Origin of the sequence: Paraburkholderia sp. BL17N1, from assembly GCF_003634175.1 — a bacterium.
Classification (GTDB): domain Bacteria; phylum Pseudomonadota; class Gammaproteobacteria; order Burkholderiales; family Burkholderiaceae; genus Paraburkholderia.
Genome location: NZ_RBIW01000001.1, coordinates 813,432 through 825,835, shown reverse-complemented (window position 1 = coordinate 825,835; position 12,404 = coordinate 813,432). Strand labels below are relative to the sequence as shown.

At 62.7% G+C, this 12,404-nt stretch carries 13 protein-coding genes and 1 pseudogene; all 14 read left to right on the top strand.

Annotation, left to right across the window (positions count from 1 at the left end):
- The first annotated feature begins 26 nt into the window (after positions 1 to 26).
- The 14 genes and pseudogenes from B0G82_RS03565 to B0G82_RS03500 all read left to right on the top strand — a co-directional run bounded on the left by B0G82_RS03565 (position 27) and on the right by B0G82_RS03500 (position 12,366).
- Positions 27 to 455, top strand: a complete 429-nt coding sequence (locus B0G82_RS03565; RefSeq protein WP_116142953.1) for an HIT family protein — start codon at positions 27 to 29, stop codon at positions 453 to 455.
- A gap of 85 nt (positions 456 to 540) precedes the next feature.
- The gene (locus tag B0G82_RS03560) at positions 541 to 954 is read left to right on the top strand and encodes a DUF971 domain-containing protein (protein WP_106282019.1); all 414 of its coding nucleotides are present in this window, start codon (positions 541 to 543) and stop codon (positions 952 to 954) included.
- Between the two features lie 67 nt (positions 955 to 1,021).
- On the top strand, positions 1,022 to 1,753 hold the full coding sequence (gene ubiE / locus B0G82_RS03555; RefSeq protein WP_012431711.1) for a bifunctional demethylmenaquinone methyltransferase/2-methoxy-6-polyprenyl-1,4-benzoquinol methylase UbiE: 732 nt from the start codon (positions 1,022 to 1,024) through the stop codon (positions 1,751 to 1,753).
- A 38-nt stretch (positions 1,754 to 1,791) separates the two neighbouring features.
- Positions 1,792 to 2,784 (top strand): TIM44-like domain-containing protein, encoded by a 993-nt coding sequence (locus tag B0G82_RS03550; RefSeq protein ID WP_121306664.1) that lies wholly within the window; start codon positions 1,792 to 1,794, stop codon positions 2,782 to 2,784.
- 156 nt (positions 2,785 to 2,940) lie between these two features.
- Complete coding sequence (locus B0G82_RS03545; RefSeq protein WP_121306663.1) at positions 2,941 to 3,585, top strand: SCP2 sterol-binding domain-containing protein; 645 nt, start codon at positions 2,941 to 2,943, stop codon at positions 3,583 to 3,585.
- A gap of 15 nt (positions 3,586 to 3,600) precedes the next feature.
- The gene (gene ubiB, locus B0G82_RS03540; RefSeq protein ID WP_116118960.1) at positions 3,601 to 5,178 is read left to right on the top strand and encodes a ubiquinone biosynthesis regulatory protein kinase UbiB; all 1,578 of its coding nucleotides are present in this window, start codon (positions 3,601 to 3,603) and stop codon (positions 5,176 to 5,178) included.
- A gap of 24 nt (positions 5,179 to 5,202) precedes the next feature.
- The gene (locus B0G82_RS03535) at positions 5,203 to 5,826 is read left to right on the top strand and encodes a thiopurine S-methyltransferase (RefSeq protein WP_121306662.1); all 624 of its coding nucleotides are present in this window, start codon (positions 5,203 to 5,205) and stop codon (positions 5,824 to 5,826) included.
- Between the two features lie 182 nt (positions 5,827 to 6,008).
- The gene (locus B0G82_RS03530; RefSeq protein WP_121306661.1) at positions 6,009 to 6,386 is read left to right on the top strand and encodes a zinc ribbon domain-containing protein; all 378 of its coding nucleotides are present in this window, start codon (positions 6,009 to 6,011) and stop codon (positions 6,384 to 6,386) included.
- Positions 6,387 to 6,461: 75 nt separating this feature from the next.
- Complete coding sequence (locus B0G82_RS03525) at positions 6,462 to 7,115, top strand: DUF502 domain-containing protein (protein WP_116148682.1); 654 nt, start codon at positions 6,462 to 6,464, stop codon at positions 7,113 to 7,115.
- A 63-nt stretch (positions 7,116 to 7,178) separates the two neighbouring features.
- Positions 7,179 to 8,978 carry an aspartate--tRNA ligase gene (aspS, locus tag B0G82_RS03520; protein ID WP_116142941.1) on the top strand — a complete coding sequence of 600 codons (1,800 nt, stop codon included), beginning with the start codon at positions 7,179 to 7,181 and terminating at the stop codon, positions 8,976 to 8,978.
- Positions 8,979 to 9,160: 182 nt separating this feature from the next.
- Positions 9,161 to 9,676, top strand: a complete 516-nt coding sequence (nudB, locus tag B0G82_RS03515; RefSeq protein ID WP_121308600.1) for a dihydroneopterin triphosphate diphosphatase — start codon at positions 9,161 to 9,163, stop codon at positions 9,674 to 9,676.
- Complete coding sequence (gene clsB / locus B0G82_RS03510) at positions 9,673 to 10,932, top strand: cardiolipin synthase ClsB (protein ID WP_121306660.1); 1,260 nt, start codon at positions 9,673 to 9,675, stop codon at positions 10,930 to 10,932. Before nudB ends, clsB begins: the two co-directional genes overlap by 4 nt.
- Before the next feature lie 98 nt (positions 10,933 to 11,030).
- Positions 11,031 to 11,333: pseudogene (locus tag B0G82_RS03505) on the top strand (hypothetical protein); the annotation flags it as partial.
- 433 nt (positions 11,334 to 11,766) lie between these two features.
- Positions 11,767 to 12,366: a TetR/AcrR family transcriptional regulator gene (locus B0G82_RS03500; RefSeq protein WP_106282004.1), complete on the top strand. Its 600-nt coding sequence runs from the start codon at positions 11,767 to 11,769 to the stop codon at positions 12,364 to 12,366.
- The last annotated feature ends 38 nt before the right edge of the window (positions 12,367 to 12,404 follow it).

Below are 12,404 nucleotides of genomic sequence, written 5' to 3'. Positions count from 1 at the left end.
CTGACGATTTTTGCCTGAGGCCGACGATGGAATGCGTTTTTTGCCGTGAAGATGGCGGCGATGTGCTGTGGCACGACGACACCTTGCGTGTCGTTCTCGCCGATGAACACGATTACCCGGGCTTTTGCCGGGTCATCTGGAACGGGCATGTGGCCGAGTTTTCCGACCTCGACGGAGACGACCGCGATCGCGTGATGAAGGCCGTGTACGCGGTCGAGCGCGCGATCCGGCGCATCCTGCAGCCGGTCAAGGTAAACCTGGCGAGCCTTGGCAACCAGGTGCCGCACGTGCACTGGCATGTGATTCCGCGTTTTTCGAACGACGCTCATTTTCCGCTGCCCATCTGGGCGCCGCGCCAGCGCACGGTGTCCGAAGCCATGCTGTCGTCGCGCCGCGCGCAAGCCACCTTGCTGCGCGAAGCGGTGCGGCAGGAAATCGAACAGGCGCTGGCTTGAGTTCGAGCGCTCCCGAACCTGTCGCGTTCGCGCCGGGCCCGCGAAGGGCAAGAGGCATTGAGGCGCCGTTCTCTATGAGGTCAACATGAGTGGACTAACTCCCGATACGCCAGTGCCGACCGGCGTGGTCGTGCATTCCAAATCGCGTGTGCTCGAATTGCAGTACGCAAACGGCGAATCTTATCGCTTGCCGTTCGAGCTGCTGCGCGTGTATTCGCCATCGGCGGAAGTGATGGGCCATGGGCCCGGCCAGGAAACGTTGCAGACCGGCAAGCGCGAAGTGACGATCACCATGATCGAAGGCGTCGGCAACTACGCGCTGCAGCCGACTTTCTCGGATGGACACGCCACCGGCATCTATTCGTGGGACCTGCTATACGACATGGCCGTGCGCCAGGATGAACTCTGGCGCGACTATCTCGCCAAACTTCAGGCGGCCGGCGTCGACCGCGATACGCCGATGGTTCAGGCCGGCGCTGCGCACGGCCACTGTCACTGATACGATTCGCCCCGAACGCCGCACTGATGCGGCGCAACATTTCAGAATACGCGAAAGGACGAGCGCGATGAGCAAAACCCACTTCGGCTTTCAATCGGTCGACGAACAGGACAAGGCGCAGAAGGTGGCGGGCGTGTTCCACTCGGTTGCCGCCAACTACGACCTGATGAACGACCTGATGTCGGGCGGGTTGCACCGCGCGTGGAAGATGTTCACGATCGCCCAGGCCAACGTGCGGCCGGGCTACAAGGTGCTCGACATTGCGGGCGGCACCGGCGATCTGTCGAAGGCGTTCGCGAAGCAGGCGGGCGACACCGGTGAAGTCTGGCACACCGACATCAATGAGTCGATGCTGCGCGTGGGCCGCGACCGTCTGCTGGATAAGGGCGTGATCACGCCGGCGCTGCTTTGCGATGCTGAGAAAATCCCCTTTCCGGACAACTACTTCGACGTAGTGACGGTGGCATTCGGCTTGCGCAACATGACTCACAAGGACGTGGCGCTGGCGGAAATGCGGCGCGTGCTGAAACCGGCGGGGCGTCTGCTGGTGCTGGAATTTTCGAAGGTGTGGGATCCGCTCAAGAAGGTCTACGACGTCTATTCTTTTAAGGTGTTGCCGTGGTTGGGCGAACGCTTTGCGAAAGATGCCGAGAGCTATCAATACCTCGCCGAATCGATCCGGATGCATCCGGACCAGGAAACTTTGAAAACAATGATGGAACAAGCGGGTCTCGACGGCGTCAAATATTACAATTTGTCAGCTGGCGTGGTAGCTTTACATGTGGGGACCAAATACTAGGGTTCCTAACCCATCGATTTTTAAAGGAAAGTGCCAAAATGTCCGATTCAGGTGTGTTATCTCCCCGTAAGGTTAAGCGGTCGCTGGTGAGAAGAATCGGACTGATCGCGATGGTCGGTCTGATCATGGCCGGCTCCCTCGCTTCGCTCGATGCGGAAGCTCGCCGCATGGGCGGTGGCCGCAGCATCGGCCGTCAGTCGAATAGCGTGACGCAACAGTCCGCGCCGTCGCAACCTTCCCAAAGCAATCAGGCCATGCAGCAGCGTGCGCAGCCCGCTCCGGCGCCCGCGCCAACTCCGGCCGCGCAGCCTAACCGGTCGCGCTGGCTCGGGCCGATCGCCGGTCTGGCGGCCGGTCTCGGCATCGCCGCGTTGCTGTCGCACTTCGGCCTGGGCGGCGCGTTCGCCGGCGCCATGGCCAATATCATCGTGATTGCGGTCATCGCCATGATCGGCATCTGGCTGATCCGCCGCTTCATGGGCCGCAAGCGTGACTCCGCGCAACCGGCTTACGCGGGCAATTCGCCGTCGCTGAATTCGGGCGGCACGGGCTATTCGCAGGAACCGCGTTATAGCGCGCCGCCGTCCGGCTCGTACCTCGAACCGCAAGGCAATCCGCTCACCACGCCGACCATCAACGCCGCGCCTGTGGTGCCGGCCGGCTTCGACTCGGAAGCCTTCCTGCGCAACGCCAAGGTCTACTTCGTGCGCCTGCAAGCCGCATGGGACGCCGGCAACATGGACGACATCCGCGAATTCACCACGCCGGAAATGTTCGCCGAGGTGAAGGTCGATCTGTCTTCGCGTGGCGCCGAGAGGAATCAGACTGACGTCGTTCAACTGAATGCCGAACTGCTGGGTGTGGAAGAGCGCGCGAACGAATACTTCGCCAGCGTGCGCTTCTCGGGCCTGATTCGCGAGGCACCGGGCGCGGCGGCGGAGCCGTTCGTCGAAGTCTGGAACCTGTCGAAGGCGAATCGCCCCGGCGAAGGCTGGCTGCTGGCCGGCATCCAGCAGGTCGCGCAGCACTGAAGCGGCGGTGCGACAGGGGCCGCGTGACGCAGCAGCGCCTTCTGGATTCGCACCGTACGTTGGCCGTTCGGCATAGCAGGCCGCGAAGCGAACGGACGTTACAATAGGAACCCGCGCGGGCACCTCGCTCGCGCGGGTTTTTTCTTGCCACTTTCAATGACCTTCGCCGCCAAGCCCTTCGCTGCTGCTGTCAATCATCTGCTCGCCCGCGAATCGTGGGCTCGTGAGCGCCTCGCCCCCTACGCGGGCAAGACCGCGAGACTGTCCTGTCCGCCGGTCGTGCTGATGCTGCTGGTGCAACCGGACGGCTATCTGAGCGCGGTCGCGGCCACGGAGGCGCAGCAGTTCGACGTGACCATTTCGGTGTCGTCCGACGCGCTGCCCGCCTTCGTACGAGGCGGCCAGGCGGCGGTAATGAAGCATGTCAAGATCGAAGGCGACGCCGAATTCGCCACCGTGATCGCCAAGCTCGCCGAACATCTGCGCTGGGAGCCGGAAGAAGATCTGGCCAGGTTCATCGGCGACGGTCCGGCGTGGCGCGTGGCGTCGGTGGTGCGCACGGTCGGCGAACACGTGCAGCGCACCGGGCGCAACCTGCTCGACACCGCCGCCGAATATCTGCTCGACGAGAATCCGCAACTGGTGCGCCGCGCCGCGCTGGAAGACTTCAACGTCGAACTGGCCCGCGCGCGCGACGCACTCGCCCGTGTGGAAAAACGCCTCGAGCGTCTTGAACAGAAGGTCGAAGCCCGCGGTGCTCATGCGCCGGGCGGCGCCGCCACGTCGCGCGGCACGCGCTAGTCACCGGGCACAACTATGCGTTTTCTGCGTTTCCTCAAGATTTTCTTTACGGTCATCCGCTTCGGTCTCGATGAGATGATGCTCAGCCGCGTCAACGACCGGCGCGTGCGTCTGCTGCTGCGTATCACCACGATCGGCCGCAAGTTCGACGCGCCGCCGGGCGTGCGTCTGCGGCTCGCGCTGGAAAGCCTCGGGCCGATCTTCGTGAAGTTCGGGCAAGTGTTGTCGACGCGGCGCGATCTGCTGCCGGTCGATATCGCCGACGAACTCGCCAAGCTCCAGGATCAGGTGCCGCCGTTTGAATCCGCAGTGGCGATCCGGCTGGTGGAAAATGCGCTCGGCGCGCCGGTCGACGTGCTATTCGACGACTTCGAGCGAGTGCCGGTGGCGAGCGCCTCGATCGCGCAGGTGCACTTCGCCACGGTGAAGGCGGGGCAGCACGCCGGCAAGGCGGTGGCCGTGAAGGTACTGCGCCCGAACATGCTGCCCGTGATCGATTCCGATCTCGCCCTGCTGCGCGACATCGCCGTGTGGGCCGAGCGGTTGTGGGCCGACGGCAAGCGTCTGAAGCCGCGGGAGGTGGTCGCCGAATTCGACAAATATCTGCACGACGAACTCGACCTGATGCGCGAGGCGGCCAACGGCAGCCAGTTGCGGCGCAACTTTGCCGGGCTCGATCTGCTGTTGGTACCGGAAATGTACTGGGAGTTCTGCACGCCCACGGTGCTGGTCATGGAGCGCATGGTCGGCGTGCCGATCAGCCAGGTGGAGACGCTGCGCGCGGCCGGCGTGGACATTCCCAAGCTGGCGCGCGAAGGCGTCGAAATCTTCTTCACCCAGGTGTTCCGCGACGGCTTTTTCCACGCCGACATGCACCCAGGCAACATTCAGGTGAGTCTTGATCCGAAGCACTTCGGCCGCTATATCGCGCTCGACTTCGGCATCATCGGCGCGCTGTCGGACTTCGATAAGAACTACCTCGCGCAGAACTTCCTCGCATTCTTCAAGCGCGATTATCATCGCGTCGCCACGCTGCATCTGGAGTCGGGCTGGGTGCCGCCGACTACCCGCGTCGAAGAACTCGAGAGTGCGATCCGCGCGGTCTGCGAGCCGTACTTCGATCGCGCGCTGAAGGATATTTCGCTCGGTCAGGTGCTGATGCGCCTGTTCTCGACCTCGCGCCGCTTCAATGTCGAAATCCAGCCGCAGCTGGTGCTGCTGCAAAAGACCATGCTGAACGTGGAAGGGCTCGGTCGCTCGCTCGATCCCGAACTGGATCTGTGGAAGACGGCCAAACCTTACCTCGAACGCTGGATGAACGAACAGATCGGCCTGCGCGGCTGGTACGAGCGTCTGAAGATCGAGGCGCCGCAGTGGAGCAAGACGCTGCCACAGTTGCCGCGCCTGATTCATCACGTGCTGGCCGAGCGCCACGACAACAAGCGCGGCGCGAACGACGACATGATTCGCCAGATTCTGCTCGAGCAGAAGCGCACCAACCGGCTGTTGCAAGGCTTGCTGCTGTTCGGTGTGGCGGTCGGCGTCGGTGCGGTGCTGACGCGGGTGTTTCTGGTGCTTGCTTACGGCGGTTGATTGCGATCCCCTGCGAGGTAATTGATGAGCGACCCGACCCAACCTTCCGCGCCTGAATTCGAGAGCCGCGATCCCAACTCGCCCGAGTTCTGGGACGAGCGTTTCGAGCGCGGTTTCATGCCGTGGGATCAGGCGGGCGTGCCGTCCGCGTTTGAGTCATTCGCCGCGCGCCATCCCGGCGCCGCTGTGCTGATTCCAGGTTGCGGCAGCGCGTACGAAGCGGTCTGGCTGGCCGGGCACGGCTACCCGGTCCGGGCGATCGACTTTTCACCGGCTGCGGTTGCGGCGGCGCATGAGCAACTGGGCGTACAGCATGCGCATCTGGTGGAGCAGGCGGACTTCTTTGCGTATGAGCCGCCTTTTACGCCCGCCTGGATTTACGAGCGCGCGTTTCTCTGCGCGCTGCCGCTCGCGCGCCGCATCGACTACGCACGAAGAATGGCTGAGCTGTTACCCGCTGGCGGGTTGCTCGCGGGGTTCTTTTTTATCGGCGCGACGCCGAAAGGGCCGCCGTTCGGGATCGAGCGCGCGGAACTCGATGCTCTGCTCACGCCGCACTTCGAGCTGATCGAAGACGAAGCTGTACACGACTCGATTGCCGTCTTCGCCGGACGTGAGCGCTGGCTAACCTGGCGTCGCCGCGTTTGACCGCGCGGCTGTGGCGGCTGGCGGCGGCGCCCGCCGCACTTGATTCGACTACCGCCGCCCCCATTTAACGCAACGGCGCCTGTGTCGGGCGCTGGTCCCCAAAATCCGGGGGGAAGATATCGTTTGCGGCTATAATTCAAGGCTTTGCAAGCGTTTACCAGATTTCAGTAGGGAAAAAGATCATGCCGATCTACGCTTATCGTTGCGAGTCATGCGGCTTCGGGAAGGACGTGCTTCAGAAGATCAGCGACCCGCAGTTGACGCAGTGTCCCGAGTGCGGGAAAGACACATTTCGCAAGCAGGTCACCGCTGCCGGATTCCAGTTGAAGGGCTCCGGCTGGTATGTGACCGATTTTCGCGGCGGCAATGGCGGCGCGAGCGCGCCGGCCAAGCCCGACGCCAACGGCGCCTCGAATGGCGCCTCCGGCGAGAACGCGAGCGCCAGTAACGGCGCGACGCAAACCGACGCGGCGCCGGCCAGCAACACGGCTGCGACGCCCTCTGCGCCTGCTGCCGCACCGGCCGCTTCGGCGAGTTCGAGCGGTTCCGGCAGCACCTAGTCGCACTGCCGCCCTCCGGGGCGGCGCACACGCCGCGCCTTGGGCTTCGGCCCGCGCGGCTTTCTGGCGGTACACATGACGACGAAAAAAACGACACTCAAATCGGTGTTCGCGACTGGCCTGCTGGTGCTGGTGCCTCTGGCCATCACACTGTGGGTGCTCGGTCTGATCATCGGCACGATGGACCAGACGCTGCTTCTGCTGCCGCGCGCGTGGCAGCCGGAGCGCCTGTTCGGCTTTCGCCTGCCCGGCCTCGGTGCAGTGCTCACGCTCGCCTTCATCTTTGTCGTTGGACTGTTGACGCAAAACTTCATTGGGCAGAAGCTCGTGAAGTGGTGGGAAGTCGTGGTCGCTCACATTCCGGTGGTCGGCCCGATCTACACCAGCGTCAAGCAGGTGTCCGATACCCTGCTGTCGAGCAGCGGCAATGCGTTTCGCAAGGCGCTCCTGATCGAGTACCCGCGCCGCGGCTCCTATACGATTGCGTTTCTGACCGGCATTCCGGGCGGCGACGTCATCAACCACCTGAAAGAAGATCACGTCAGCGTGTATGTGCCGACTACGCCGAATCCAACCTCCGGCTTCTTCCTGATGGTGCCCAAGAGCGAAGTGATCGAGCTCGACATGACGGTCGACGCTGCGCTCAAGTACATCGTCTCGATGGGCGTCGTGGCGCCGTCCGCGCCCCCGGCGCCGGTGCGCCGCACGACAGTCGAGCCTCCGCTGTAACGCGGCGCGTAGCGTTTCCATGCCACGCGCCGTTCAACCAATGCAAAACGAAAGACAAACATCATGTCGATGAGATCTCAATACTGCGGTCTGGTGACCGAAGAACTGCTGGGCCAATCCGTCTCGCTGTGCGGCTGGGTGAGTCGCCGCCGCGACCATGGCGGCGTCATCTTCATCGACCTGCGCGATCGCGAAGGCCTCGTCCAGGTCGTCTGCGACCCGGACCGCGCGGAGATGTTCAAGGCGGCCGAAGGCGTGCGCAACGAGTTCTGCCTGCAGATCAAGGGCGTGGTTCGCGGCCGTCCGGAAGGCACCACGAATGCTGCGCTCAAGAGCGGCAAGATCGAAGTGCTGTGCCACGAGCTGATCGTGCTGAACCCGTCGATCACGCCGCCGTTCCAGCTCGACGACGACAACCTCTCGGAAACCACGCGTCTCACGCATCGCGTGCTGGACCTGCGCCGTCCGCAGATGCAGCACAACCTGCGTCTGCGCTACCGCGTCGCGATCGAGGCGCGCAAGTACCTCGACTCGCTCGGCTTTATCGACATCGAAACGCCGATGCTGACCAAGAGCACGCCGGAAGGCGCGCGCGACTACCTCGTGCCGTCGCGCACGAACCCGGGCCAGTTCTTCGCGCTGCCGCAATCGCCGCAACTGTTCAAGCAGCTCCTGATGGTGGCGAACTTCGATCGCTACTACCAGATCGTCAAGTGCTTCCGCGACGAAGACCTGCGCGCCGACCGTCAGCCGGAATTCACGCAGATCGACTGCGAAACCTCGTTCCTGTCGGAACAGGAAATTCGCGATCTGTTCGAAGACATGATCCGTCATGTGTTCAAGGAAACGATCGGCGTCACGCTCGACGCGAAATTCCCGGTCATGCTGTATTCGGAAGCCATGCGCCGCTTCGGTTCGGACAAGCCGGACCTGCGCGTGAAGCTGGAATTCACCGACCTGACCGATGCGGTCCGCGACGTCGACTTCAAGGTGTTCAGCACGCCGGCCAACACGAAAGACGGCCGTGTCGCGGCGATTCGCGTGCCGAAGGGCGGCGAGCTTTCGCGTGGCGACATCGACAGCTACACGGAATTCGTGCGCATCTATGGCGCGAAGGGCCTCGCGTGGATCAAGGTCAACGAAGTCGCGAAGGGCCGTGACGGCCTGCAAAGCCCGATCGTCAAGAACCTGCACGACGAAGCGGTCAAGGCGATCATCGAGCGCACCGGCGCGCAAGACGGCGACATCATTTTCTTCGCGGCGGATCGCGCGAAGGTGGTGAACGACAGCCTCGGCGCACTGCGTCTGAAGATCGGCCATTCGGAATTCGGCAAGGCCAATGGTCTCGTCGAAAGCGGTTGGAAGCCGTTGTGGGTGGTCGACTTCCCGATGTTCGAATACGACGAGGAAGACAACCGCTACGTCGCCGCGCATCACCCGTTCACGAGCCCGAAAGACGAGCACCTCGAGTATCTGGAAACGGATCCGGCGCGCTGCCTTGCGAAGGCCTACGACATGGTGCTAAACGGCTGGGAAATCGGCGGCGGTTCGGTGCGTATCCACCGTGAAGAAGTGCAGAGCAAGGTGTTCCGCGCGCTGAAGATCAACGCGGAAGAAGCGCAAGCCAAGTTCGGCTTCCTGCTCGACGCGCTGCAATACGGCGCGCCGCCGCACGGTGGTATCGCATTCGGTCTGGACCGCATCGTTACGATGATGGCCGGCGCCGACTCGATCCGCGACGTGATCGCGTTCCCGAAGACGCAGCGCGCGCAGTGTCTGCTCACGCAGGCGCCGAGCGAAGTGGACGAGCGCCAGTTGCGCGAACTGCACATCCGTCTGCGTCAGCCGGAACCGAAGGTGTAATGGCTTGAGTGCAGGCAGTGCTGTCTGAAAAACGACAGCAGGCGCAACCGGAAAAGGCGTGATCACCATGTGTGATGCGCCTTTTTCGTTTTTTGCGTTACAGTCGATGCAACTGCGTTCGACCGCTTCCTGGTCCGATCTCCGACATGTACCGCGCAAGCATTGCGCCCAGTTTTCACGCCATGCCGAAACCGCCGAAGATTCCGCAATCCGTACTCGTCATCATCCATACGCCCGCGCTCGACGTGCTGCTGATCGAGCGTGCCGATCACGCCGGGTTCTGGCAGTCGGTCACGGGCTCGAAAGACCGGCTCGATGAGCCGCTCGCCGAGACGGCGGCGCGCGAAGTCGCCGAAGAGACCGGCATTGTGGTGGGCGGTGCGCAAGTGCCGCACAACGCATTGTTCGACTGGCAATATTCGATCGAATACGAGATCTACCCGGAGTTCCGCCATCGCTATGCCGAAGGCGTGATCCATAACACCGAGCATTGGTTCAGCTTGCAGGTGCCCGAGCAACTCGAGGTCACGCTCGCGCCGCGCGAGCACACCGCGTTTCTGTGGCTGCCGTATGACGAGGCGGCGTCGCGCTGCTTTTCGTCGTCGAATGCCGATGCGATCCTGCAATTGCCGACAAGGTTGCATAAGCGGCTCAGTGGGCGTGCCGACATTGGGCATCCCACGGAGCGTGGCCGGTGAGCGTCGGCGGCGCGCGCCGTTTCGCCCGACTTCGGCAATCGCTGCTCGGCCGCCGCTATTGGCAGCGTTACCGCTTCACCAGCGGCAACGATGTCAAGCTGCTGCGTTCCGGCGACGAGTACTTCAGCGCCCTGATCGCGCGTGTCGATGCCGCGCAAAGCGACGTGGTGCTCGAAACTTATATCTTTTGCCATGACAACGCCGGGAAGGCGGTGAGCGCGGCGCTGTTGCGCGCCGCTGGGCGCGGCGTGAGGGTGCGCGTGATTACCGACGGCATCGGCACCGCGCGTCTGCCGCTGTTCGACGAGTGGTCCGTCGCCGGCATCGAGCATCGCATCTACAACCCGCATCTGTTCGGCCGCTTCGGCTTTTCACGCACGCATCGCAAACTGGCGGTGATCGACGATCAGTTCGCGTACTGCGGCGGGATCAATATCGTCGACGACTACGAGAACAATGGCGAGAAGCTGCCGTACCGGCGCTGGGACTTCGCGGTCGAATTGCATGGACCGGTGGTCGCCGATATCCGCCAGGCGTTCGAGGTGCAATGGCGGCGGATTCGGCTCGGGCATCGGCCGATCGAGTCGATGGAGCCGGATCTCGGGCCGAAGACCGCGGCCTCGCTCGGCAGTCTGCGCCGTCGCCGCCGGCGTCGTAACGAGGAATTGTGGGCGGGCGGCCAGCCCTGCGTGGCGTTCGTCGCGCGCGACAACCTGATCAACCGGCGTGCTATCGAGAAAGCGTATCTGGTCGCGATTGGCCAGGCGCGCAACGAAGTGCTGCTCGCCAATCCGTATTTCATGCCGGGCCGCAAGCTGCGGCGCGCGCTGGTGTTCGCGGCGCGACGCGGCGTCGTGGTGAAGCTGATTATCGGTCGCAAGGAATTCAAGGCGCTCGATTACGCCGTGCCGTTTCTGTATCGCGCGCTGCTCAGGGCCGGTGTGCAGATCGCCGAGTACGAGAAAACGCTGCTGCACGGCAAGGTCGCGGTGGTGGATTCGAACTGGGCAACGGTTGGCTCGTCGAATCTCGACGCGCTGAGCCTGATGCTCAACAACGAAGCCAATGTGGTGCTGGTGAACGACCCGTCGATCGACGCACTGCGCGAAGCGATTCTCGTCGCCTTCAAAGACTCGCGCCGTATCGACGAAGCGCGCTACGACGCCCGGCCGGCCGGCGAACGCGCGCTCAACTGGCTCGCCTACACGACCTATCGGGCCGTGATGAAGTTGCTGACGGTGGGCGGGTACGACTGACTCACGGCGATGCGTTCGTGACCAATGCGGCGGCACGAAGCGGCCCAGGTGCAATGCCTGGGCCGCTTTGCTCTGGTCGCCGCCGCCCGGTGCGATGATTGACCGATTGGACAGACGAAATTACTGACTTCGCGGATACCGCGTCATTGATCGACAACCTCGATCTGGTGATTTCCGTCGCGACCTCGGTTGCGGGTCTTGCGGCGGCAATGGGCAAACCGGTCTGACTGCTCAACCGTTTCGCGGGATGTTAGCGCTGGGTTGTATGGTCAGGACCACAGCCCGTGGTATCCCGGATTGCGTGTTTTCATCCAGCCGCAGATGGCTATTGGAACGACGTGCCGGCGCGCGTTGCCACGGCGTTTGAGCCAACTTTCCCGGTGCACGAGAACGCGTCCTGACCCGGTCCTCTTTCTTCCTGCCTGTTCCGATCGGACAAGCCCGAGCGGACCGCCGCATGACGTCAACGCCCTGTCGGGCTTGCATCTCGAGGACGATCGACACACGTTCCGACGAGCAATGCGCGCCTTCGCGAGCGGTCTCCCAATACCCGCGATACGCCAAACGCTTCTGCATTCGCACCGACTTGCTGCATCATGTCGGCCCGGCTGCGTGGATCAGAGAAAGCGTGTACTTGGACGAGCGAACTCTCTCAAAGGCAAACTTAAGGCAAACGCCTCTAAAAAATCTCATTCCTCCGATTGACGGATGCCGCAGAATTGAAACCAGGTTAGAAACCGGTTTCTAATAAAGTCCTTGTTTCGCGGACGGCAGCACTCAATAATAGTACGGCCGTTCGATTTTCTTTCGGTCACATTAGAACGGTAAAAAGCTATGCGAAAAGGCGAACAGACGCGAGCCGCAATTCTCGATGCAGCACTTGACCTGGCAAGCCGCGACGGACTGGAAGGTCTGACCATCGGGTTGCTGGCCGAGCGCATGCAGATGAGCAAAAGCGGAGTGTTCGCGCATTTCGGGTCGCGCGAGGACTTGCAGGTCGAAGTCGTGCGCGAATATCACCGTCGTTTCGAAGACGAGGTGTTTTTCCCGAGTTTGCGCGAGCCGCGTGGATTGCCGCGCTTGCGCGCGATGATTTCCCGCTGGATCGAGAAGCGCATTCAGGAAGTCACCACCGGCTGCATCTACATCAGCGGCGCCGTCGAATACGACGATCGCGCGGATAACCCGGTGCGTGAGCAACTGGTGTCGAGCGTGACGGTCTGGCGTGCCGCGCTCACGCGGGCGATTTCGCAGGCAATGGAAGAAGGGCATCTGCGTGCCGACACCGATCCGCAACTGATGTTGTTCGAACTGTACAGCTTCACGCTCGGTCTGCATCACGACGCACGCTTCCTGCACTTGCCGGATGCGGTGCGTCTCACGTGGGCCGCGCTGGAAAAATTGATTGTTTCGTATCAAAGCGAAAGCCGTTAGCAGCGTCGCCGCCAATCCGGCGGATTCAGCGGCGCAGA

Bases quoted from the DNA above. Each gene is read 5' to 3' on its own strand.
- ubiE (WP_012431711.1), top strand. From the start codon at position 1,022: ATGAGCAAAACCCACTTCGGCTTTCAATCGGTCGACGAACAGGACAAG.
- ubiB (WP_116118960.1), top strand. From the start codon at position 3,601: ATGCGTTTTCTGCGTTTCCTCAAGATTTTCTTTACGGTCATCCGCTTC.
- B0G82_RS03565 (WP_116142953.1), top strand. From the start codon at position 27: ATGGAATGCGTTTTTTGCCGTGAAGATGGCGGCGATGTGCTGTGGCAC.
- B0G82_RS03530 (WP_121306661.1), top strand. From the start codon at position 6,009: ATGCCGATCTACGCTTATCGTTGCGAGTCATGCGGCTTCGGGAAGGAC.
- B0G82_RS03550 (WP_121306664.1), top strand. From the start codon at position 1,792: ATGTCCGATTCAGGTGTGTTATCTCCCCGTAAGGTTAAGCGGTCGCTG.
- B0G82_RS03560 (WP_106282019.1), top strand. From the start codon at position 541: ATGAGTGGACTAACTCCCGATACGCCAGTGCCGACCGGCGTGGTCGTG.
- nudB (WP_121308600.1), top strand. From the start codon at position 9,161: ATGCCGAAACCGCCGAAGATTCCGCAATCCGTACTCGTCATCATCCAT.
- B0G82_RS03535 (WP_121306662.1), top strand. From the start codon at position 5,203: ATGAGCGACCCGACCCAACCTTCCGCGCCTGAATTCGAGAGCCGCGAT.
- aspS (WP_116142941.1), top strand. From the start codon at position 7,179: ATGTCGATGAGATCTCAATACTGCGGTCTGGTGACCGAAGAACTGCTG.
- B0G82_RS03525 (WP_116148682.1), top strand. From the start codon at position 6,462: ATGACGACGAAAAAAACGACACTCAAATCGGTGTTCGCGACTGGCCTG.
- B0G82_RS03545 (WP_121306663.1), top strand. From the start codon at position 2,941: ATGACCTTCGCCGCCAAGCCCTTCGCTGCTGCTGTCAATCATCTGCTC.
- B0G82_RS03500 (WP_106282004.1), top strand. From the start codon at position 11,767: ATGCGAAAAGGCGAACAGACGCGAGCCGCAATTCTCGATGCAGCACTT.